The following is a 22,849-nucleotide window of genomic DNA, read 5'->3' as shown; positions in this document are numbered from 1 at the left end:
TTTTGCGAATTACTATCGCTTTTATTATATAATTTACGCAAACGTTTGCTTAAAATTCAGAGGAATTAAAAAAGATGACCACAATGGGTATGCCATTAACACCAAATGCGACAAAAGTAATGATGCTGGGTTCGGGAGAGCTTGGTAAAGAAGTCGTGATTGAATTACAGCGATTAGGCGTAGAAGTGATTGCTGTTGATCGTTATGCAAATGCTCCGGCACAACAAGTAGCACATCGTGCTTATACGATTTCGATGCTAGATGGTGATGCATTACGGGCCGTGGTGGAGCAAGAAAAACCAGATTTTATTGTGCCTGAAGTGGAAGCGATTGCGACAGAAACCTTGGTGGAATTAGAGCAAAAGGGTTATCAAGTGGTGCCAACTGCTAAGGCAACACAATTAACGATGAATCGTGAAGGCATTCGTCGTTTAGCGGCAGAAGAATTAGGCTTACCAACGTCACCATATCGTTTTGTTGATAATTTTGAAGACTTTCAGCAGGCTGTGTTAGCAGTTGGTGTGCCGTGTGTCGTTAAACCGATTATGTCGTCCTCAGGCCATGGACAATCGATCATTAAATCGTTAGATCAAATCCAACAGGCGTGGGATTATTCGCAAGCAGGCGGGCGCGCCGGTGGCGGCCGTGTTATTGTGGAAGGTTTTATTAAGTTTGATTATGAAATTACTTTATTGACAGTCCGCCATATCAATGGCACGTCATTTTTAGCGCCGATTGGCCATCGTCAACAAAATGGTGATTATCGCGAGTCTTGGCAGCCACAAGCCATGTCAGAAGTAGCATTACAAAAAGCACAGCAGATTGCTGAGCGTATTACTACCGCTTTAGGTGGACGCGGTATTTTTGGCGTAGAGTTATTTGTGTGTGGCGATGATATTATTTTCAATGAAGTTTCCCCTCGTCCGCATGATACTAGTATGGTGACTATGGCATCACAAGAATTATCACAATTTGCCTTGCATGCAAGGGCTATTTTAGGACTGCCTATACCACATATTGAGCAATTTGGCCCTGCGGCGTCAAAAGCAATTGTTGTTGAAGGGAAATCCAATAATGTAATGTTTGTTGGTTTAGATAAAGTGCTAGAGGAAAGAGGTACGCATATTCGTTTATTTGGTAAAGCTGAAGTAAACGGACATCGGCGTTTAGGCGTAATTTTAGCCCGAGATGAAAGTACTGATAAAGCACTAGCTAAAGTGGAACGCGCATACGCAAAATTAACTGTAAAATTATAATGTTCCTAGTAAGCAGTCTAATGAGCAAAAAATAGCGAAATTAGCCCGCTTTTGTTGCTATGTTGATTTATTCAAATTCTAGTTCGACCGCATTTTCACCTAGTAAAACGGCTAATTTATCTAGCATTTCATCTTTGGGCGTAATACGCCATTCTACCCCGCCACGTAATAATGCTCGCCCTTCAGGACTTTGATAGTAAAAATGTAACGGCAGTGTGCCTTCTTTGTAGGGTTCAATGATTTCACGTAACGCTTTCACAAATTGCGGTGTAAGTTGTTGTTGGCTAATAGCAAGTGCAAGGCTTTTGGCATATCGGCTACGGATTTCGTCTAAATTGGCAATCTCTCTGACCGACATTTTCAAACCACCGTTAAAATCATCAGACTGTACTGAACCGGTGGCGACAATAATGTTATCTTTTACTAGTAAATCGCCATAATTTTCTAAGGCTTCAGAAAATAATGTAATATCAATTTTGCCAGCACGATCTTCAAGTGTAGCAATACCTAAACGGCTGCCACGTTTGGTTACTGCAATGCGAGATGCAACGATAATACCCGCCACTGTGACCACTTGCCCACGCCGTGTCGGTTGTAATTCATTTAGCCTTGTTGGTGCATAGTGAGCAAGTTCTTTTAAGAAACGGCCGATTGGGTGGCCACTCAAATATAAACCTAATGTTGTTCGTTCGCCTTCTAATACCGCTTGTTCAGACCATTTAGGGGTATTTGCATACGCTTTTTGGACTTGTTCAGGGGTTTCTGTTAACACGCCAAACATATCACTTTGTCCGAGTGCTTCCATTTTACTATGTTGATCAGAAGCTTTAAGCGCATCTTCTAAATTTTTCATTAAGGCTGCACGATGGGGGCCTAATTTATCAAATGCTCCTGACATAATCAGACTCTCAAACGTACGGCGATTGATTTTTTTCAGATCAACACGGGCAGTTAAATCGAATAAATCTTTAAAAATACCGCCTTTGTTACGTGCTTCTAGAATTGCTTCGATTGGGCCTTCACCCACACCTTTGATTGCGCCTAAACCATACACAATTTGCCCTTTTTCATTGACTGAAAAGCGATGCTTGCCACTGTTAACATCGGGAGGTACCACGGTTAATCCCATATTGATACATTCATCATAAAGCCCAACGATTTTATCAGTATTATCCATCTCAGAAGTCATAACGGCTGCCATAAATTCAGCGGGATAATGTGCTTTTAACCAAAGTGTTTGATAGGAAACCAAAGCATAAGCAGCGGAGTGCGATTTATTAAAACCATAACCGGCGAATTTTTCCACTAAATCAAAAATTTTTATTGCTAGCTGGCCATCAATCCCCTTTTCAATGGCACCTTTTTCAAAAATATCACGTTGAGCGGCCATTTCCTCCGGTTTCTTTTTACCCATTGCCCGGCGTAATAAATCAGCACCGCCGAGCGTATAACCGGCTAATTCTTGAGCAATCTGCATGACTTGTTCTTGATAAACAATTACACCATAAGTAGGCTCAAGAATGGGTTTTAAACATTCATGTTGATATTGTGCATCTGGGTAAGAAACTTCTTCAATACCGTGTTTACGATCTATAAAGTTTTGTACCATTCCTGACTCAAGTGGGCCGGGACGGAATAAGGCAACTAATGCGATAATATCTTCAAAACAGTCAGGCTTGAGGCGTGAGATTAAGTCTTTCATCCCGCGGGATTCTAGCTGAAAGACTGCGGTAGTTTTGGCGGCTAACAGCAATTTAAATGATGGTTTATCATCAAGTGGAATGTTTTCGATCCGTATTGGTGGCTTACCGTCACGCGTTAACCGTTGGTTAATCATCTCCAATGCCCATTTGATAATGGTTAATGTTCGCAGACCTAAGAAGTCAAATTTGACTAAGCCGGCATATTCAACATCGTTTTTATCAAAATGCGTAACTGGATGTAAACCTTCTGAATCGCAGTAAAGCGGTGAAAAATCGGTGATTGCCGTCGGCGCAATCACGACACCTCCTGCGTGTTTGCCTGCATTACGCGTTACTCCTTCAAGCTTGCTTGCCATATTGATTAGATCTTTTACTTCTTCATCGGCATTATATAATTCTGGCAATTTCGGTTCCGCCTCAAAGGCTTTTGCTAAAGTCATGCCAGGATCTGCGGGAATCAATTTTGAAATTCTATCGACAAAATTATATGGATGGCCAAGCACTCGTCCAACATCGCGAATAACCGCTTTAGCCGCCATAGTGCCAAAAGTAATAATTTGTGATACGGCTTGGCGGCCGTATGTATCTGCTACGTGTTCAATCACGTGATCGCGTCCATCCATACAGAAATCGACATCAAAATCGGGCATGGAAATACGTTCGGGATTTAAGAAACGTTCAAATAGCAAATCAAATTGTAATGGATCTAGATCGGTAATCTTGAGGGCATAAGCAACTAATGAACCTGCGCCAGAACCCCGTCCAGGACCAACCGGGATATCATTATCTTTTGACCATTGAATAAATTCCATCACGATTAAAAAATAACCGGGAAAGCCCATTTGATTGATTACATCAAGCTCAACTTGCAAACGTTCATCATAAACTGAGCGCTTATTTTTTCGTGTTTCAGCATCTGGAAATAAAAAGGCTAATCGTTCTTCTAATCCTTCTTGTGATTTTTTGATCAGGAAATCTTCCGTAGAAAGTTCGCCGGTTGGGAAGTTGGGAAGAAAATATTCTCCTAGCCGTATTGTTACATTACAACGCATTGCAATTTGAATGCTATTCATCAACGCTTGTGGTAAGTCGGCAAATAAGGTGCACATTTCTTCTTCTGAACGAAAATATTGTTGCGGAGAGTATTTTTGAGGGCGTTTGGGATCGTCGAGTGTATAACTATCGTGAATGGCAACCCGAATTTCGTGTGCATCAAAATCATCTTCTTTCAAGAAGACTACGTCATTGACTGCGACTAAAGGTAATTGATATTTTTTGGCAAATTGAACCGCTTGCTGAAGGTAACGTTCCTCATCTGAGCGCCCTGTTCGACAAAGAGAAAGATAATAATGATCCGCGAAATATTGTTGATAAAAAGCCACTAATGTGGCGGCTTCTTGTTCATTTTCTTTAAGTAAGGCTTTGCCAACATCACCTGATCGTCCGCCTGAAAGTACAATGATTCCCTCATTTAATTCAGCTAGCCACGCTTTTTCGACAATAGGAAACTCAACATAACCTTGCTGATAAGCACGAGAAAGTAGAACAGTGATATTGTGATAGCCTTGATTATTTTTTGCTAATAGTGTTAGTTCAAAAATATCTTCACTAGTTGGATCAGAACGAACATAAATATCAGCACCAATAATTGGCTTTAAGCCGGCAGTTAATGATTCACCATAAAATTTCACTAAGCCACAAAAGTTACTAAAATCAGTCAACGCCATTGCAGCCATCTGTTTGGCAGCGGCAGTTTTGACTAAGGCTTTTACTTTAGCAAGCCCATTAATCATAGAAAAATCACTGTGTACTTTAAGATGAACAAAGCGTGGTTGAGTCATATGCGAATTGTTTAGATGAGGAAAATAGAAAGCAATGTTAACATAAATAAGCGGTTAAGTTTTTGCAAATTTTTGCAGAAATTTAACCGCTTTTAGCCGGGGGAAGGTATATTAATCGCGTTTTTTAGTAAGTAGCCACCAAACGATCGCTAAACAGATAAGGCTTGGAATTAAGGCCCCAATGGCGATGGGTAGCCAGCTAAAGACTAAAGTCATATTGCCAAAGACGATATTTGATACGTAGAAAATGAAGCCAGCAATAATGCCGATAAATAATTTTGTACCCATTGCACTGCTACGTAATGGTCCAAAAATAAAAGAAATGGCTAATAGCATCATAACTGCCATTGAGATAGGCTGGTAAACTTTACGCCAGAAAGCAATTTGGAAGCGTTTTGAATCTTGCCCTGTTTCAGTTAAAAAATTGACGTAATCAGCTAAGCCTGCAATCGACAAGGATTCAGGTTTGAGCGAAACGATACCTAATTTACTAGGGGTAATGGTGGTTTGCCAATTTTGGCTGGCTTGGTGGGTTGTTTGAATACCGTGGTCAGTAATCGTTGCGGTTTGCAAATTTTGGAGTGTCCAATCTTTGCCGTTAAAAAGTGCGCTATCAGCTTGGCTGACTGAAGTCAGTACTTTGTTTTCAAAATGATAGATTGAGATGTTGTTTAATTGATGTTCATTTTCAATGTGGCGAATATACAGGAAATTGTTGCCATCCTTTGCCCAGAAACCACCATTTGTGGATAACATTGAGCCACCGCTTTGTGCTACAGAACGCATATTTCGAGCAAATTGTTCGACTTTAGGAATGATCCATTCGCTTGCACTCATAGTTAAAATGATGATAGGAATAGCGGTTTTCATTACCGCTAAACCAATACGAAAGCGTGAAAAGCCGGTGGATTGCATGATGACCAGCTCACTATGGCTAGCGAGATTGCCTAGGCCTAATAAGCCACCAATCAGTAGTACAACCGGTACAAATTCTTTAATATCACTTGGTAGCATTAATAGTGCGTAATACGTTGCGGTTAACGCATCATAGTTACCTTCGCCTACGTTTTTAAATTCTTCAACTAATTTAATGATAAAAATCAGCCCGCCTGACATTAACAGTACCGCAAACATCATCATGATAATTGTTTTGCCGATATAACGTTCTAAAATGTTCATACTTAGCAAATTCATTTATGCCTCTATTTTGTTACGTGTTAAGCGGTAGCGAAGAGTAGACATCCATTTAGTATCCCAACAATTCATGATGATAGCGAGCATCAGAAAGCCAATTGAGACTGCGGGCATGAATAGTGTTGCATTAAGTTTGTCGTTTTCACCAGAAGATCTCAGCGAACTTTGTAATAAAAAGTAGATGAGGTAGAGTAATACTGCGGGAATTACTTTCGCAAAACGCCCTTGGCGTGGGTTAACTTGACTCATTGGCACTGCTAGTAATGCCATTAAAGGGACGGCGAAAATCAAGACAAAACGCCATTGTAATTCTGCTTTTGCTTCGTTTGAGGTATCGTTAATTAAGCTAGTAAAATTCGCGCGTTGCACACGTTTATCATTGCTCTGGGTATCTTGATAGCCTAAATAAGCTTGGTATTGATCAAAATGCGAAATGCGAAAATCAGCTACATTTGCGCTGCCTTCATAGCGTGTACTGTTTGCTAGGGTTAATATTTGATCACCATTTGGTAATGCTTGTAATCCACCTAGTTCAGCGGTGACCACTGAAGGGCGATTTTTCTTTTGTTGATCTGGCTGAAAAACATAAACATCATTTAGCTTGTTTTCTTGCTTATTAATATTCTCAATAAATAATACATAACCACCAACTTCCATAAATTGTCCCACTGACAGCGCTGAAAAGCGAGGGTTAGATTTTGCTTCTGCGAGAATTTGGCTTTGTTTATTAATGCTCCAAGGTGTAAGCCAAAAGACGTTATACACGGCTAAAGCGGTAGTGAATAACGAGAGGAAAAGCGCGACTTTGGTCAATAAGCTTTTTCCTATACCACAAGCGCGCATTACGGTAATTTCACTGTCTGCGTAAAAACGTCCTAATGTTAATAACAAGGCAATAAATAGCGAAAGCGGTAGCATAAATTGTGAAAGCGCTGGCATTCCTAAGCCAAGTAAACTGAGGACTAGATCGGTAGGAATTTTGCCACTGACGGCTGAGTTAAGCACGCTGATTAGCTGTTGGCTAAAAAACATTAATAATAAAATGAATAAAATAGCTAGTTGGCTTTTTAAAATTTCTTTCGTTAAATATCGACTTAAAATCACGATAACTCTCTTATTTTTCTAATCTTTTAATTGTGGTGAATAGTTTTTAAATTTATTTCATTCAATCATAATGATGCTATGACCAACAATTGACAAAAAAATTGCAAAAAAGACCGCTTACGCTTATAAAGTGTTGTTATCATACCTTTTTTAGTGTGAAAGATCACGAAAGGATTTTGTGGCTTTATTTAGTTTCGCGCCACACTATTTTATAAAGATATTTATTAGCCGACTTGATTTTATGCTTGTAATTTGGCACATAAGGCGTTAGCTTACTGTGAATAGCAATAGATTAGCGATTTTTTAGTGTATGTAACGTATAAGAGGTAAAAATGGAATTTAGTCTACAAAGTAGCACGATTGAACAATTACAAACAGAATGCTTGATTGTGGGGGTTTATCAAGATCATCAATTATCATCAGCCGCGGCCCAATTAGATCAAGTAAGTGGTGGATATCTAACACGTTTATTGCAAATGGGGGATTTAGATGGTTCAGTCGGACAAAGTTTATTATTACATAATGTGCCAAATATCAAATCAGCGCGGGTGTTATTAGTCGGTTGTGGCAAACAAGATGAATTAACTGAAAGTCAGTATAAAAAAATTATGCAACAAATGATGCACGCCATTAATACCACGGCTGTTCAGCAAGCGGTCTGTTTTTTAACCGAATTAATGGTGAAGCAACGAACAATTTACTGGAATATTCGTTTTGCGATAGAAAGTATTCAAGCTAGTCGCTATGTGTATGATGTATTTAAAAGCATAAAAGCGAAGGTTGCCGGTAAGTTAACGCAGATTATTTTTAATGTGGCTAATCAACAAGATTTGCTTGAGGCAGAACGTGGGTTAAAGCACGCACAAGCCATTGCAAGCGGTATGATTTATGCAAAAAATATGGCGAATTGTCCACCTAATATTTGTAATCCGGCTTATTTAGCTGAATTAGCACAAGGATTAGCCACTGATTATCAACAGATTCAGACGCGGATTGTAGATGAAGCAGAGATGGCAACCTTAGGTATGAATGCGTATTTAGCGGTGTCTCAAGGATCGCATAATCCCGCCTTTTTATCAGTGATTGAATATAATCATCATCCTGATCCAAGCGCTAAACCGATTGTGTTAGTCGGTAAAGGCTTAACATTTGATGCGGGGGGCATTTCGCTCAAACCATCTGATGCAATGGATGAAATGAAATATGATATGGGCGGTGCGGCTGCGGTTTATGGCACGATGAAAGCACTAGCGGAAATGCAATTACCATTAAATGTAGTGGGTATTCTTGCCAGTTGTGAAAATATGCCAGATGGCAACGCTTATCGCCCGGGCGATATCTTAACTACGATGAATGGTTTAACGGTGGAAGTACTAAATACGGATGCTGAAGGTCGTTTAGTATTATGCGATGCATTAACTTATGTAGAACGTTTTGACCCCGCTTGTGTGATTGACATTGCTACCCTAACAGGGGCTTGTATGGTTGCTTTAGGGACACACAATAGCGGTTTAATGTCTACGCATAATGAGTTGGCTGATGAGTTATTCACTGCAGCAAGCCAAGCAAATGATAAAGTATGGCGTTTACCTCTAGGTGAAGAATATCAAGAGCAATTGAAGTCAAATTTTGCCGATCTTGCTAATATTGGTGGTCGTTTTGGTGGGGCTATTACGGCAGGACAATTTTTATCTAACTTTACGCAAAAATACCGTTGGGCTCATTTAGATATCGCCGGCACGGCGTGGCAATCTGGTGTAGCAAAAGGCGCAACAGGTAGACCTGTGCCATTACTTGCACAATTCCTAATAAATAGGGCTCAACAGGAATAAACGGTCAGTTTTTAATGTGTTATGTTATTCAAAAGACTGATGAGATGACTCGATTCAGTCTTTTTTATTTTATTCAATACCGATTATTTTATGCGTCTGAATACTTAATTGCCATTTTGGCTTATTAACACGTTGATTTAATTGACCTAATTGTGTGATGGTTTCTAGTAAATTCATTTTGCCCTCTATTTCACAAGGGGAAAGGTAATAATGATGTGCTTGAATTTTCTGTTCAATTACCGCACAAAATTCCGTAACATCATCGTCAACGACAATCCGCACCTCATCTGCTTGAGTGAGATATTCTCGTTGGTATTTTTCCTGATACATTTTTTTGGGGCTGGTTGAAATATAATCAATTTGTGATGGTACCGCTTTTAAGCCATTGGTTTCAATAGCTAACCAGTAGCCGGCATTTTTTAACTGATCAAGCAAAATAGTTAAATTAGCATAGAGTGTGGGTTCGCCGCCGGTAATGATAATATTTTTAGCGGTATAGCTTTTAACTTTTGCTAAAATCATTTCCAACGTCCATTTTTGATATTCATTATAGTTGGTATCACACCAGGGACAAGCCAAATTGCACTTGCCTAAACGAATAAAAATACAAGGTAAACCTGTATTAAAGCCTTCGCCTTGCAGACTTTCAAAAATTTCGACGATAGGAAATGTGGTGGTCGTAAAAATAGTCTGCTTCATTATTTAGAATATTCACAATAAGATGTTGGTGTTTCCCATAAACGAATTAAGCTAACAGGCAAACCGACTTGTGCAAGTTTTTCAAACATATATTTAGCGATTTGTTCGGCAGTTGTGCGGGATGGAATGCCATATACTTTGGAGTCAAGTTCAAGCAGTAGCTTGGCAACCTGGCTTTCACGTTCATTGTTTAAGTCATAAATGTAGGCGTGATCCATTAGATCTAAAATTTCACGTTTAACAATGTTTTTTAAATCGCTATAGTCCATTACCATGCCACGTTTTGCGCCATTACTGACCAGTTCGCCACTTACTTCAACTTGTAATTTGTAAGTATGGCCATGTAGATTTTGGCATTTACCATCGTGCCCATCTAACATATGTGCCATATCGAAACTGAATTCTTTTGCAATTTTAAACATTTTTCTCACCGCTTTTTTCTGCTAAATATTCGTTTAAACCTTTCTCACGTAATAAACAGCTTGGACAGGTATGGCAGCCACCTTCAACGCCTAAATAGCAGGTGTGAGTATGTTTACGTACATATTCAAAAGCGCCTAATTGATCCGCTAATGTCCAAGTTTGCTTTTTGGTTAGGTACATTAAAGGCGTTCGGATATTGAAATTGTAATCCATAGCTAAATTCAGCGTTACGTTCATTGATTTGATAAATATATCACGGCAATCAGGATAGCCACTAAAATCAGTTTCACATACGCCGGTGAAAATTGTTTGAATACCTTGCCCTTTAGCATAAATTGCCGTGTAAAGTAGAAAGAGTGCATTACGACCATCTACAAAGGTGTTTGGTTTATCGCCATCTTGTTTAATAGTTGCTTCGGTAATTAACGCATTGGTGGTAATCGCCTTAATCACAGAGGTATCAATCACGGTTTGTTTTATACCTAAGTCTTGTGCGATCCAGGCCGCTTTTTCTAGTTCTATGCTATGTCGTTGACCATATTGAAAGGTTATCACTTCGACATTTTCACGTTTAAATTCTTGAATAGCTTGAAAAAGACAGGTGGTGGAGTCTTGTCCACCAGAAAAAATAACAATCGCTTTATGTGAGCGTGTTGATCGATTCATTTGTGTTCCTTAGTTTTGATTTTGAAAAGCAATGCTTTTAAGCGTGGGAGGTTTTCGAACCACGAGATTAAGAAAAATAAGCGGTAGTTTTATGCCATTTTTTGTTAAAAATTTCAGAAAACTGCCCGCTTGAGAGATTAAATTATAACACTGCTTTGCCTGACTTGTCTCACAAATTCCTGACGCCGTTGGCATTAATAGATAAGCTAGCCGTCGGTTATGGATGGCAATAAGATCGCCAATTGGTGGATAAAAGCACAATTTAGTGGTGCTTTTTGGCAAAAAGTTTATACCGCAACCGTTTGCTTGGTGGTATAATCAGTACGAATTTTCTTTAACTTTAATTTTAACTCTGAGGTTAATCGTGAGCAATACACAACTTAGCTATAAAGACGCTGGCGTGGATATCCACGCAGGTAATGAATTAGTAGAAAGCATAAAAGCAGATGTAAAACGTACTCGTCGCCCAGAAGTGATGGGCGGGCTAGGTGGTTTTGGTGCATTATGCTCATTACCCACCAAATATAAAGAACCAGTTTTAGTCTCAGGTACAGATGGTGTAGGCACTAAACTTCGCTTAGCGATTGATCTCAATAAACATGATACGATTGGGCAAGATTTAGTGGCTATGTGCGTGAATGATCTAGTGGTACAAGGCGCAGAGCCATTATTCTTCTTAGATTATTATGCAACGGGTAAATTAGAGGTTAATGTTGCTGCTGAGGTGATTAAAGGTATTGCTGATGGCTGTGAAATGGCAGGCTGTGCGTTAGTCGGCGGTGAAACCGCTGAAATGCCGGGAATGTATCACGTGGGGGATTATGATTTAGCTGGTTTTTGTGTTGGCGTAGTGGAAAAAGCGGAGATTATTGATGGTTTAGCGGTTAAAGCGGGCGATACATTAATTGCTTTGGCTTCAAGTGGTCCACACTCAAATGGCTATTCATTGATCCGTAAAGTGTTAGAAGTCAGTGGCGCAACCGCAACAGATGAATTGGCAGGTAAACCATTAAGCGAACATTTATTAGCACCCACTAAAATCTACGTTAAATCTGTTTTATCGCTAATTAAGCAAGTTGAGGTTCACGCTATCGCACATTTAACAGGCGGTGGTTTTTGGGAAAATATCCCGCGCGTGTTACCTAAAGCCACTAAGGCGGTTATTAATGAACAATCTTGGCAATGGCCCGCAGTATTTAAATGGTTACAAGAAAAAGGTAATATTAGCCGTTATGGAATGTATCGCACCTTTAACTGTGGTGTTGGAATGGTGATTGCAGTATCCAGCAAAGATGTTGAAACGGCATTAGCCGTGCTAACGCAAGCGGGCGAAAATGCGTGGGTAATTGGTCATATTGATCATTTAACGCAAGAAGGTGAACAAGTCGAAATTATTGAATCGTAAAAAAACAGAAAGATAGACCGCTTGTGCTGATACAAGCGGTCTTTTTATTTAGTGAATGATAATGTTAGTAATTTATGCAGTATTGATTAACGCGGTTTGCTTTTATTTGATGTATTAGGATAAGCGACAAGCGGTAAAAAAATGCAACGGATCGCTGAATCGAACTTATTGTTTTTAACGGCAATGGGTGGTTTTATCGGCGTTTTTTTAGCGATTAAATATCTTCGTCATAAAAGTAAAAAGTGGTATTTCCATTTTACTGTGAGTTTGGCAGGGTTATTTTGGCTATTAGTTTTACCTATTTTATACTACGTTTTGATCTTTAATCATAAGAATTTCTAATCCGAAAGGTTAATTTATATACGAGTAAAGCTCAGTAAAATGTGAAGCGTATCACATTTCTTTTTACTCGAAATAGTTATGATCTATAATGAATTTTATATTTTTGATTTATTTTTGAGGTAAATAATATGAGTAATGTGCGTATTGAAGTGGATTTACTCGGCGAAAGAGAAGTGCCAAATCAGGTCTATTGGGGAATTCATACTTTAAGAGCGGTTGAAAATTTTAATATTTCTAACAATACTATTTCAGATATACCTGAATTTGTCCGTGGTATGATTATGGTGAAAAAAGCCACCGCATTAGCAAATGGCGAGTTAGGTGCAATTCCCAAAAAAGTGGCACAGGCTATTGTGCAAGCGTGTGATGAAATTTTAGTCAATGGTCGTTGTATGGATCAATTTCCGTCAGATGTTTATCAAGGCGGTGCCGGTACCTCGGTTAATATGAACACTAATGAGGTTATTGCTAACTTAGCGCTTGAAATGCTAGGGCATAAAAAAGGGGAATATCATATTATTGATCCAATGGATCACGTTAATGCTAGTCAATCAACGAATGATGCTTATCCTACAGGATTCCGCATTGCTGTGTATAACAGTTTAATGCATTTAATTGAACAAGTCCTTTATTTACAACAGGGCTTTGAAGCGAAAGCGGTCGAATTTGCCAATGTTCTTAAAATGGGGCGTACACAGTTGCAAGATGCAGTGCCTATGACAGTTGGTCAAGAATTTAAAGCATTTGCGGTGTTATTAGCAGAAGAAGTACGTAATTTAAAACGTACTGCTCAATTATTACTTGAAGTTAACTTAGGCGCAACTGCAATTGGCACGGGGTTAAATACACCGGTGGGTTATTCAGAATTAGCGGTAAAATATTTATCAGAAGTAACCGGTTTAGCTTGTGTTTTATCAGAAAATTTAATTGAAGCAACTTCAGATTGTGGTGCTTATGTAATGGTACACGGTGCGTTGAAACGTACTGCGGTTAAGTTATCTAAAGTATGTAATGATTTACGCTTACTTTCATCTGGGCCTAGAGCGGGTTTGAATGAAATCAATCTGCCAGAATTGCAAGCGGGTTCTTCTATTATGCCAGCTAAAGTAAATCCAGTGGTGCCTGAGGTGGTTAATCAAGTATGCTTTAAAGTGATAGGTAATGATACAAGCGTTACTTTTGCAGCAGAAGCGGGGCAGTTACAATTGAATGTAATGGAGCCGGTGATTGGACAGGCAATTTTTGAATCTATTGCCATTTTAGCAAATGCGTGTGTCAATTTACGTGATAAATGCGTTGATGGCATCAGTGTCAATAAAGAAATCTGCGAAAATTTTGTGTTTAATTCAATTGGGATTGTCACTTATCTTAATCCATTTATTGGCCATCATAATGGCGATATTGTGGGTAAGATTTGTGCTGAAACGGGGAAAGGTGTACGTGAAGTCATTCTCGAAAAAGGATTGCTCACCGAAGCTCAGTTAGATGATATTCTTTCAGTGGAAAATTTAATGCACCCAATTTATAAAGCAAAACGGTTTACGGAAGATGAATAACTAACGTTTAAATTAATAAAGCGGTCCGATTTAGTTATGTTTAGCTAAATAGGACCGCTTTTTTTATCAGATAGTTATCATTGTTTAGCAATGATGTGATTATCTTGATAATCAATAATCACAGGATTATTTGGCAATAATTTGCCACTTAATATTTGTTGGGCAAGAGGATTTTCAAGCTCTTGTTGGATCGCACGTTTTAATGGACGAGCACCAAATAAAGAGTCGAAGCCCGCTTGGCTGATATGATCTAAGGCGGTATTACTTATTGTCACTTGGTAGCCACGTTCAGCAAGCCGTCGTATCAAACGCTGTAATTGAATATTAGCAATTGCGCGAATATGCTGTTGATCGAGTGGATGGAAGACCACGGTTTCATCAATACGGTTGATAAATTCAGGGCGGAAGTGTTGACTTACCACTGACATTACCATTTCTTTCATCGCTAAATAAGTGATTTCTGCATTTTCTTGGATCAAATGCGCGCCTAAATTTGAGGTCATGATCACTACAGTGTTGCTGAAATCCACTGTTCTACCTTGTCCATCGGTTAAACGCCCGTCATCTAATACTTGTAATAAGATATTAAACACATCAGGGTGGGCTTTTTCCACTTCATCTAGTAAGACTACAGAATATGGACGGCGACGAACTGCTTCAGTTAAATAGCCCCCTTGTTCATAACCTACATAACCGGGAGGTGCCCCGACTAAGCGTGATACGCTATGTTTTTCCATAAATTCTGACATATCGATCCGCACGATGGCATTTTCATCATCAAATAAAAAGTTGGCTAATGTTTTGCTTAACTCAGTTTTACCGACTCCGGTTGGCCCAAGGAATAAAAATGAACCAATGGGTTTATTTGGATCAGCAAGCCCTGCACGGCTACGGTGAATCGCATTTGCTACTGCTTCTACGGCTTCATTTTGCCCGATAACTCGGCTATGTAATACTTGTTCCATACGCAGTAATTTTTCTTTTTCGCCTTCCATCATTTTTGTGATCGGAATTCCTGTCGCTTTTGATAATACTTCTGCAATTTCTTCTTCGGTTACTTTAGTACGTAACAAATGGTGATCATTGTTTTCCTCTTCACGTTTAATGGCGTCTTGCAACTGTTTTTCTAATGCTGGAATGGTGCCATATTGTAATTCTGACATTTTTTCAAAATTATCTGCGCGTTTGGCTTGATCCATTGCAATGCGTGCATTTTCTAATTCTGTTTTAAGATGTTGTGTGCCAAGTAAAGCAGATTTTTCCGCTTTCCACACTTCTTCAAGTGCTGAATATTCTTGTGCTTTAGCGGTCATTTCTTCATCTAATTTTGCAAGTCGTTGGCGACTAGCTTCATCTTTTTCTTTTTGGAGCGCTTGGCGTTCCAATTTTAATTGAATAATACGGCGCTCGAGTTTATCTAATGGCTCTGGTTTAGAATCTATTTCCATACGTAAACTAGAAGCCGCTTCGTCGATTAAATCAATCGCTTTATCCGGTAATTGGCGATCGCTAATATAACGATGAGAGAGCGTTGCAGCGGCTACAATGGCTGGATCAGTAATTTGTACGTGATGATGAATTTCATAACGTTCTTTTAAGCCACGTAAAATAGCAATGGTGTCTTCAACACTTGGTTCATCAACTAAAACTTTTTGGAAACGGCGTTCTAGCGCGGCATCTTTTTCAATATATTGTCGATATTCATCTAGGGTAGTTGCGCCAACGCAATGTAATTCACCGCGTGCTAAACTTGGTTTTAATAGGTTGCCAGCATCCATTGCGCCATCGGTTTTACCTGCGCCTACCATCGTATGAATTTCGTCAATAAATAAAATAACTTGCCCTTCTTCTTTGGCGAGTTCATTTAATACCGCTTTTAAACGTTCTTCAAATTCGCCTCGATATTTTGCTCCCGCAATAAGTGCGCCCATATCTAATGATAATACGCGTTTATTTTTTAAACCTTCTGGTACTTCTCCATTCACAATACGTTGTGCTAGGCCTTCAACAATGGCAGTTTTACCCACTCCGGGTTCGCCGATTAATACGGGATTATTTTTAGTTCTGCGTTGTAATACTTGTACGGTACGGCGAATTTCTTCATCACGGCCAATCACGGGATCTAATTTGCCTGTTTTGGCGCGTTCAGTTAAATCAATGGTATATTTTTGTAATGCTTGCCTTGTTTGCTCTGCATTCTGATTGTTCACACTCTCTCCTCCTCGCATTTGGCTGATTGCTTGCGTGACGTTTTCTTTTGTTAAGCCAAATGCTTTAAATAATTTACCTAAGCTGCCATGATCATCTAATACAGCCAGTAAAAATAATTCTGATGAAATAAAGCTGTCGTTAAATTGTTTGGCTAATTTAGCCGTTTGATTTAATAAACGAATAAGTTGTTGTGATGCTTGTGTTGTTGTACCGGTTACTTGTGGTAATTGAGTTAAGATCAGCTCTAACTCGTTGATTAACGTTTGGGTTGATACATTTAAGGTAGTAAATAACGGGGCGATTGCGCCATCTTGTTGTTTTACTAAGGCATAAAGTAAATGAACCGGTTCAATATAGGCATTATCTTTGGCGACTGCTAATGATTGTGCTTCATTTAATGCTTCTTGCAATTTAGTTGTAAATTTTTCGAAATTCATACTCTTGCTCCTCAATTGGATTAATAAGATCGAAATAGCGTTTCCGCTTCAACGTATTAATAAATGGAGCTCTGTTGATTAATTTCAAGCCAAATAGTTAAAAAATAATCACAATGTTTGTGGTGATCGCAAAATAATATGCGGTTAAGGAGGCGTTGAGCCTAAGATTGCTTAAACGTGCAGATGTGGTTAATGGGGGCTAATAATGGACCCTGTGAGATTGATTAGGTACATAAATGTTGAATGATGTTCGTTAATAATTGCCGTGTGGGTTCAATAAATTTTGCGGATAAATATTCATTTGGTTGATGGGCTTGTTCAATGGAGCCCGGCCCTAATACTAAGGTTGGGCAAAGTTGTTGAATGAAAGGGGCTTCTGTACAGTAATTGACGGCATCGCATTTTTCGCCTAGCAGTTTTTCAACGATTTGCACCACTTGAGATGATGGTGGGCATTCGTAGCCGGGAATCGCATCGTGTAGATGGCGGATTTCAATTAAATCGCCATATTGTTCTAATAGTGGTTGTAGGTTTTGATTGACCATTGCATAGAGATCTGCAATCGCTAAATTAGGTAGCGGTCGTAGATCAAATTGTAATTCGCAACAAGCACAGATGCGATTAATGGCATCTCCGCCGTGGATGTTTCCAAAGTTCATGGTTGGATAAGGGACTTGGAATAAATCATTATGATATCGATCGCGTAATTGATTACGCATATTTATTAAATAACCCGTTGCTTGGTGCATTAAGTCAATTGCATTGATGCCTTTAGCGGGATCGCTAGAATGGCCACTTTTGCCGGTAATTCTGACCGCTTGTCCAAGGTGTCCTTTATGTGCACGGATCGGTTTTAGCGAAGTCGGTTCGCCAATAATGGCACAATCTGGGCGAATATGTGTATGCTTGGCAAAAGTTCTTGCACCTAACATGGTTGTTTCTTCATCGGCAGTGGCTAAAATTCGCAGTGGTTTGTTTAATTTTTTGAGATCGAGGCTAGCCAATACCTCTACAATAAAGGCAAAAAAGCCTTTCATATCTGCGGTGCCTAAACCATAAAATTTACCCGCTTTTTCGGTTAAAACAAAAGGATCAGATTGCCACTTTCCTTGGTCAAAAGGGACCGTATCCGTGTGCCCTGCTAGTAATAAACCGCCTTGCCCTTCACCAAGGGTGGCAAGTAAATTATATTTATTACGGCTACCTACTACTTCAATAATATCAATATTAAAGCCAAAATCAGCTAACCAACTAGCCAGCGTATCAATTAATGCTTTATTAGATAAATCTTCACTCGGCACTAAGCTAGAAATAGTTGGAATTGCAATCAATTGGCGGTAACGTTGAATAAATGTAGTATTAGCCATTCAGAGTTCTCTTTGTTGTATGATGAGTGGTAAAAATCAGTAATGTTAAGCCTGTATTAACCTGTAATAAGGCTATAGATTGCGCCAATGCATAATATGCCAATCACAACTAATAAGCCTTTTTCTGCTTGGTTAAGAGGAATGTAGCCGTGTTTTTGCTGTTGTGAATAAGCATATAGCGCAATGCCAGGGATATATAATACTACTGATAATAATAAATAATCTAAGCCTGCGGCATAGACGATCCATAAACCATACAGCGAAGCCATTAGGCCTGTCAGCTTGATATACCATACGGCATTTTGTTGCATGGATATTTTGAATAAATAAGCACCAACTAAAAAATATGGGACTAAAATCATCGTTGTTGAAAGCTGAATGAGTGTGCTGTAACCTTTGCCAGTAAATAACACTAATAACAAACAGATTTGAATAGCAACATTCGTTAACCATAGCCCTGCAATTGGGGTGCCATTGATATTAGTTCGATTGAGTAATTTGGGAAATACGTGTTTTTTGGCCGCTTGGAAAGGAATTTCTGAGGAAAACATTGTCCAGCTCATATATGAAGCTAAAACCGAAATGATCAAACAAAATGTCAGGATAATTTTACCGCTTGTACCAATCATTTGTTCCATTAAGCCTGCCATTGATGGATTAGCCATTTCAGCAATCACTTCACGGGGTAAAATCCCTAATGAAAGTAACGTAATGGCAACATAAAGCACCAATGTAATTAAAATCCGCAACAATGTTGCTAGCCCCACATCGCTTTTACGTTTAGCATAAGCTGAAAGTACGGAAGCCCCTTCAACGCCAACAAATACCCAAAGGGTAATTAGCATCGTATTTTTGACTTGGGATAAGGTATTAGTTGCTAGTTTTTGACCGCTAAAATCAGCTAAAAATTGTGTAGGTGAAAAGAACCAAATAGCTAACGCAATAAATAATAACAGTGGCAATGTTTTGACGATCGTAGCAATTAAGTTTACGTAAGCCGTTTCACGAATACCTCGTGCGATTAAATGATGCACTAGCCAAACAATAATTGATGCCCCTAATATGGCAACAACAGTATTGCCTTGTGCAAAAATAATCAACTGTTCGCTGTCAACAAAGGTTCCCAAACCTTCAAAGGCAACCACTAGGTAACCGACACTGCCGATAGCGGTACAAAGCCAATAGCCCCAAGCGGATAAACCACCGACTAAATCTAAATCGCCAAAGCCTTCACGAGCATAAGTATATACACCACCTTCTAATTCTGGTTTTAATCGCGAGAGAAAAAAGAAAGATAGACCTAAAAAGAGGATACCAATGCCAGTAATAGCCCAACCGATCAGTAATGCTTGTGCACCAGCTACTTCAGCCATATTTTGAGGTAGGCTAAAAATACCAGAGCCGATCATCGAGCTTAAGACTAAAGCGGTGAGCGAAAATAGGCCAATTTTTTGTTTTGACATTAACTGCCCTTATATAATGGTTATTCACGTAAAGTGCATAATTTATCATAAAATAAGAAAGTTCCCTATTGTTAAACTAACGGAAAGTAACAAAAAATATTTGCATTCAATGAATAAAAACTATATTATAGACGTCTAGATGTACAAATAAATCAAATGAGTGCGCAAGCGGTCTGAATATGCAAATTTTTGCGTATATTTGACCGCTTGTTTTCAGTTATTATGCTTTGGTACAGCGTAAATTTGAAAATAAGTACCTTGCAACCTAGCGATGAAATGAGGTTAAATTCGATGGTAATTAATTTATTTACGTCTGAATCAGTTTCAGAAGGACATCCAGACAAAATCGCGGATCAAATTTCTGATGCTGTGTTAGATGAAATCTTAAAACAAGATCCGAAAGCACGTGTAGCGTGTGAAACCTATGTCAAAACAGGTATGGCATTAGTAGGGGGGGAAATTACCACTTCTGCTTGGGTTGATATTGAAAATCTTACTCGCCAAGTCATTTATGATATCGGTTATAGCCATTCTGATATGGGCTTTGATGCTCATTCTTGTGCAGTATTAAATGCAATAGGTAAACAATCGCCAGATATTAATCAAGGCGTCGATCGTGAAGATCCATTAGCACAAGGTTCCGGCGACCAAGGCATTATGTTTGGTTATGCTACTAATGAAACAGACGTTTTGATGCCTGCTCCGATAACGTATGCGCACCGTTTAATGCAACGTCAAGCTGAAGTGCGTAAATCAGGAAAATTAGCTTGGCTGCGTCCAGATGCGAAAAGTCAGTTAACTTTTGCTTATGAAAATAACCAAATTATTGGTATTGATGCGGTAGTACTTTCTACACAACACGTTGAAGAAGTTAAGCAAAAAGAGTTAATTGAAGGCGTGATGGAAGAAATCATTAAGCCAACTTTACCAAGTGAGTGGCTAAATCAGCATACCAAGTATTTCATTAATCCAACCGGTCGTTTTGTTATCGGTGGACCAATGGGCGACTGTGGTTTAACTGGCCGTAAGATTATTGTAGATACTTATGGCGGTGCAGCGCGGCACGGTGGCGGAGCATTTTCGGGTAAAGATCCTTCAAAAGTTGACCGCTCAGCAGCGTATGCAGCGCGTTATGTCGCAAAAAATATTGTGGCAGCTGGGCTCGCAGATCGCTGTGAAATCCAACTTTCTTATGCGATTGGCGTAGCAGATCCAACTTCAATTATGGTTGAAACCTTTGGAACAGGTAAAGTATCGAACGATACGTTAGTTAAATTAATCTATCAAAACTTTGACTTACGCCCATATGGCTTAATCAAAATGTTAGATTTAATTCAACCTATTTATCGTGAAACTGCTGCTTATGGTCATTTTGGGCGTGAGCAATTCCCTTGGGAAAGAACGGATAAAGCGGAAGCATTACGTCTAGCTTTATAATTTATCACATAATAAGCGGGTAATTTTGTAAAAAAATAGCAAAATTACCCTTTTTTTTTTAAGTAGAATAAACTAATGTTTGATAGTCATCTTCATTTAGATCAGCTTAACTCAAACCAAGTTAGACACATTTTAGTAGATGAACTAATCAGTGGGGTGTTGGCGGTTAGTACGGATTTAGTGAGTGCTAAGCAATTATTGCAGTTGCAACGACAGGCTCCTAGCAAGTTGCATATAGCTGCTGGCTTTCATCCAGAGCAAACCTTGCCAGATAAAATGAGTCAACAAGTTTTATTTGACTGGATTATTGACCATCGGCAATATTTGACGGTAATTGGTGAAGTTGGCTTACCTCATTATTTAAAACGTGAACAACCAAGCCTTGATTATGCTCCCTACCTTGCGTTACTTTCCGATTTTATTCAACTTGCAAAGCGGTTAGATTTACCGCTTAATTTGCATGTGGTGCATAGCGATGTTGTGCTAACAATGCAACTACTTGAAAAATATCAGTTTGAAAAAGCACATTTCCATTGGTTCAAAACGGATGAACAGAGTTTAGCTGATTTTCTGGCTTCACCTTATTTTGCTAGCGTGACGCCAGATATTTTATGGAATGTTAACACTCAAAAAGTCGCTCAAAAACTCCCTCTTGATAGGCTATTGATTGAAACCGATAGCCCTTGGTAACATCAAAATCTAGTAAATACGTCAATTTCAACACAGTTAGATGCTATATTGACACAATTAGCTATATTAAGGAATGAATCTAAGGCAACGATTGCACAACAGATTAAACAAAATGTAGTAACATTTTATCAGTGTTAACTGATAAAAATGGCAAATAAAGGCAGGATAAACGTGCCTAATATATCTTACCAAAGGGGGCTATTTAAGCCCTGCTTGTTCAATGAGCCTATTGGCTTTTTCTTTGTCTTCATTAGTCGTAGTAGGTATAACCGGAGCTTCTAATTTTTCATAGGCTTCCATGTTAAATGGTGAAATAACATCTTTTCTTAATGGATATTCGGCACGTGCAGAAACTAATACTTGTTGACCTTTTTGGCTAGTCATAAATTCAATGAATTTTTTTGCTTCTTCTTTATTTTTGGCATTTTTTAACACGGCAATTCCTGAATAAGTGACTAATGCACCTGGATCTTGATGACGGATGAAGTATAAACGGCTGTTTACGTTTTTAAGATCTTTCTCTTTAGCAAAGGCATACCAATAATAATTGTTGATTAATGCGGCAGGAATTTCGCCATTTTCGACCGCTTGTAAGGCAACGCTATTTTTAGCATAAAGTTTACCGTTTTGTTTAAGTCCTTTGAGCCAATTAAGTGCTATTTGTTCGCCTTTTAATTTGCTAATTGCGATAACTTGTTCTAAAAATGCTCCCGAGGTTGGTACATAACCGATTTTGTCTTTCCATTTTGGTGTCGCATAATCAAGCACCGATTTTTCCATATCTTTTGGTGATAATTTATTTTTATCATACACTACCACTCTAGAACGACCACTTAGTGCAACCCAGTCTTTATTCGTGGCGGTTGGTACGCCAACTTGTTTAGTTTGGTTTATAATCTCCTCCGTTAGAGGCTCTAATAGATTTGCTGCTGAAAGTGTAACCAAAGGCGTAATCTGTTCAGCGTAAAATATATCTGCGGGGGACTCGTCACCTTCTTCTTGCAATTGACCCGCTAGTTTTTCACTTTTATCACTGTTTAAAATGACTTTAATACCAGTTTCTTGCGTAAATGCTTCTGCCACGGTATTAGCGGCTTCCTTATGTTGGCCATTATAAATGGTAATATCAGCAAGTGCTGTTGTTGAGTAACTAGTGGCTAATACAGTAAGGATTGTAGTAACGTTAAAATTAAATTTCATAACTTCTCCTATATAGGTTAATA

Annotated in this window: 16 protein-coding genes and 1 pseudogene; 7 read left to right on the top strand and 10 right to left on the bottom strand. The window is 38.9% G+C overall.

Annotated elements, in window-relative coordinates; translation table 11 throughout:
* Positions 1–74 precede the first annotated feature (74 nt).
* Positions 75–1,256: a formate-dependent phosphoribosylglycinamide formyltransferase gene (gene purT / locus BMX01_RS02585; protein ID WP_064083241.1), complete on the top strand. Its 1,182-nt coding sequence runs from the start codon at positions 75–77 to the stop codon at positions 1,254–1,256.
* 67 nt (positions 1,257–1,323) lie between these two features.
* Here the strand turns inward: purT and dnaE are convergent, their stop codons facing one another.
* The 3 genes from dnaE to lptF form a co-directional block, all read right to left on the bottom strand.
* Positions 1,324–4,800, bottom strand: coding sequence for a DNA polymerase III subunit alpha (dnaE, locus tag BMX01_RS02580; RefSeq protein WP_064082661.1), 3,477 nt, complete (start codon positions 4,798–4,800; stop codon positions 1,324–1,326).
* 111 nt (positions 4,801–4,911) lie between these two features.
* Positions 4,912–5,994 carry an LPS export ABC transporter permease LptG gene (lptG, locus tag BMX01_RS02575; protein ID WP_064082662.1) on the bottom strand — a complete coding sequence of 361 codons (1,083 nt, stop codon included), beginning with the start codon at positions 5,992–5,994 and terminating at the stop codon, positions 4,912–4,914.
* Positions 5,995–7,098, bottom strand: a complete 1,104-nt coding sequence (gene lptF / locus BMX01_RS02570) for an LPS export ABC transporter permease LptF (RefSeq protein WP_064082663.1) — start codon at positions 7,096–7,098, stop codon at positions 5,995–5,997.
* A gap of 332 nt (positions 7,099–7,430) precedes the next feature.
* On the opposite strand from lptF, the gene BMX01_RS02565 reads away from it, so the two are divergent.
* Positions 7,431–8,930: a leucyl aminopeptidase gene (locus tag BMX01_RS02565; RefSeq protein ID WP_064082664.1), complete on the top strand. Its 1,500-nt coding sequence runs from the start codon at positions 7,431–7,433 to the stop codon at positions 8,928–8,930.
* A gap of 69 nt (positions 8,931–8,999) precedes the next feature.
* Here BMX01_RS02565 and BMX01_RS02560 read toward each other — a convergent pair whose 3' ends face one another.
* Genes BMX01_RS02560 through queC form a run of 3 tightly spaced genes read right to left on the bottom strand, consistent with a single transcriptional unit; the run spans position 9,000 to position 10,718 of the window.
* Positions 9,000–9,629, bottom strand: a complete 630-nt coding sequence (locus tag BMX01_RS02560; RefSeq protein WP_064082665.1) for a 7-carboxy-7-deazaguanine synthase QueE — start codon at positions 9,627–9,629, stop codon at positions 9,000–9,002.
* On the bottom strand, positions 9,629–10,051 hold the full coding sequence (queD, locus tag BMX01_RS02555; protein ID WP_064082666.1) for a 6-carboxytetrahydropterin synthase QueD: 423 nt from the start codon (positions 10,049–10,051) through the stop codon (positions 9,629–9,631). The genes BMX01_RS02560 and queD overlap by 1 nt, the downstream gene beginning before the upstream one ends.
* A complete protein-coding gene (gene queC, locus BMX01_RS02550; protein ID WP_064082667.1) occupies positions 10,044–10,718 on the bottom strand; it encodes a 7-cyano-7-deazaguanine synthase QueC in 675 nt (224 codons plus the stop codon). Before queC ends, queD begins: the two co-directional genes overlap by 8 nt.
* A gap of 364 nt (positions 10,719–11,082) precedes the next feature.
* Between queC and purM the strand changes: the two genes are divergently transcribed.
* The 3 genes from purM to aspA all read left to right on the top strand — a co-directional run bounded on the left by purM (position 11,083) and on the right by aspA (position 14,021).
* A complete protein-coding gene (purM, locus tag BMX01_RS02545) occupies positions 11,083–12,123 on the top strand; it encodes a phosphoribosylformylglycinamidine cyclo-ligase (protein WP_064082668.1) in 1,041 nt (346 codons plus the stop codon).
* Positions 12,124–12,264: 141 nt separating this feature from the next.
* Positions 12,265–12,465, top strand: a complete 201-nt coding sequence (locus BMX01_RS08015) for a DUF1294 domain-containing protein (RefSeq protein WP_261786246.1) — start codon at positions 12,265–12,267, stop codon at positions 12,463–12,465.
* A gap of 128 nt (positions 12,466–12,593) precedes the next feature.
* The gene (aspA, locus tag BMX01_RS02535; protein WP_064082669.1) at positions 12,594–14,021 is read left to right on the top strand and encodes an aspartate ammonia-lyase; all 1,428 of its coding nucleotides are present in this window, start codon (positions 12,594–12,596) and stop codon (positions 14,019–14,021) included.
* Positions 14,022–14,098: 77 nt separating this feature from the next.
* Here the strand turns inward: aspA and clpB are convergent, their stop codons facing one another.
* The 3 genes from clpB to BMX01_RS02520 all read right to left on the bottom strand — a co-directional run bounded on the left by clpB (position 14,099) and on the right by BMX01_RS02520 (position 19,499).
* Positions 14,099–16,669 carry an ATP-dependent chaperone ClpB gene (gene clpB / locus BMX01_RS02530; protein ID WP_074647713.1) on the bottom strand — a complete coding sequence of 857 codons (2,571 nt, stop codon included), beginning with the start codon at positions 16,667–16,669 and terminating at the stop codon, positions 14,099–14,101.
* A gap of 224 nt (positions 16,670–16,893) precedes the next feature.
* Complete coding sequence (gene argE, locus BMX01_RS02525) at positions 16,894–18,036, bottom strand: acetylornithine deacetylase (protein WP_074647710.1); 1,143 nt, start codon at positions 18,034–18,036, stop codon at positions 16,894–16,896.
* A gap of 56 nt (positions 18,037–18,092) precedes the next feature.
* Positions 18,093–19,499, bottom strand: coding sequence for a basic amino acid/polyamine antiporter (locus tag BMX01_RS02520; protein ID WP_064082672.1), 1,407 nt, complete (start codon positions 19,497–19,499; stop codon positions 18,093–18,095).
* 291 nt (positions 19,500–19,790) lie between these two features.
* On the opposite strand from BMX01_RS02520, the gene metK reads away from it, so the two are divergent.
* Both metK and BMX01_RS02510 read left to right on the top strand, forming a co-directional pair.
* Entirely contained in the window at positions 19,791–20,936 is a 1,146-nt protein-coding gene (metK, locus tag BMX01_RS02515; protein ID WP_064082673.1) for a methionine adenosyltransferase, read from the top strand.
* Positions 20,937–21,011: 75 nt separating this feature from the next.
* Positions 21,012–21,764 (top strand): annotated as a pseudogene (locus tag BMX01_RS02510) (TatD family hydrolase).
* 60 nt (positions 21,765–21,824) lie between these two features.
* Here the strand turns inward: BMX01_RS02510 and BMX01_RS02505 are convergent.
* Positions 21,825–22,826: an iron ABC transporter substrate-binding protein gene (locus tag BMX01_RS02505; protein ID WP_064082674.1), complete on the bottom strand. Its 1,002-nt coding sequence runs from the start codon at positions 22,824–22,826 to the stop codon at positions 21,825–21,827.
* Positions 22,827–22,849: the final 23 nt, after the last annotated feature.

Origin of the sequence: [Haemophilus] ducreyi (assembly GCF_900109315.1) — a bacterium.
GTDB lineage: Bacteria > Pseudomonadota > Gammaproteobacteria > Enterobacterales > Pasteurellaceae > Haemophilus_B > Haemophilus_B ducreyi.
This window is presented reverse-complemented; position numbering and strand designations above follow the sequence as displayed.

Excerpts from the sequence above, each read along its gene's own strand:
- argE (WP_074647710.1), bottom strand. The coding sequence starts at position 18,036 with ATGGCTAATACTACATTTATTCAACGTTACCGCCAATTGATTGCAATT.
- BMX01_RS02560 (WP_064082665.1), bottom strand. The coding sequence starts at position 9,629 with ATGAAGCAGACTATTTTTACGACCACCACATTTCCTATCGTCGAAATT.
- metK (WP_064082673.1), top strand. The coding sequence starts at position 19,791 with ATGGTAATTAATTTATTTACGTCTGAATCAGTTTCAGAAGGACATCCA.
- BMX01_RS02565 (WP_064082664.1), top strand. The coding sequence starts at position 7,431 with ATGGAATTTAGTCTACAAAGTAGCACGATTGAACAATTACAAACAGAA.
- lptG (WP_064082662.1), bottom strand. The coding sequence starts at position 5,994 with ATGAATTTGCTAAGTATGAACATTTTAGAACGTTATATCGGCAAAACA.
- BMX01_RS02520 (WP_064082672.1), bottom strand. The coding sequence starts at position 19,499 with ATGTCAAAACAAAAAATTGGCCTATTTTCGCTCACCGCTTTAGTCTTA.
- purT (WP_064083241.1), top strand. The coding sequence starts at position 75 with ATGACCACAATGGGTATGCCATTAACACCAAATGCGACAAAAGTAATG.
- BMX01_RS02505 (WP_064082674.1), bottom strand. The coding sequence starts at position 22,826 with ATGAAATTTAATTTTAACGTTACTACAATCCTTACTGTATTAGCCACT.
- clpB (WP_074647713.1), bottom strand. The coding sequence starts at position 16,669 with ATGAATTTCGAAAAATTTACAACTAAATTGCAAGAAGCATTAAATGAA.
- BMX01_RS08015 (WP_261786246.1), top strand. The coding sequence starts at position 12,265 with ATGCAACGGATCGCTGAATCGAACTTATTGTTTTTAACGGCAATGGGT.
- queC (WP_064082667.1), bottom strand. The coding sequence starts at position 10,718 with ATGAATCGATCAACACGCTCACATAAAGCGATTGTTATTTTTTCTGGT.
- queD (WP_064082666.1), bottom strand. The coding sequence starts at position 10,051 with ATGTTTAAAATTGCAAAAGAATTCAGTTTCGATATGGCACATATGTTA.
- aspA (WP_064082669.1), top strand. The coding sequence starts at position 12,594 with ATGAGTAATGTGCGTATTGAAGTGGATTTACTCGGCGAAAGAGAAGTG.
- dnaE (WP_064082661.1), bottom strand. The coding sequence starts at position 4,800 with ATGACTCAACCACGCTTTGTTCATCTTAAAGTACACAGTGATTTTTCT.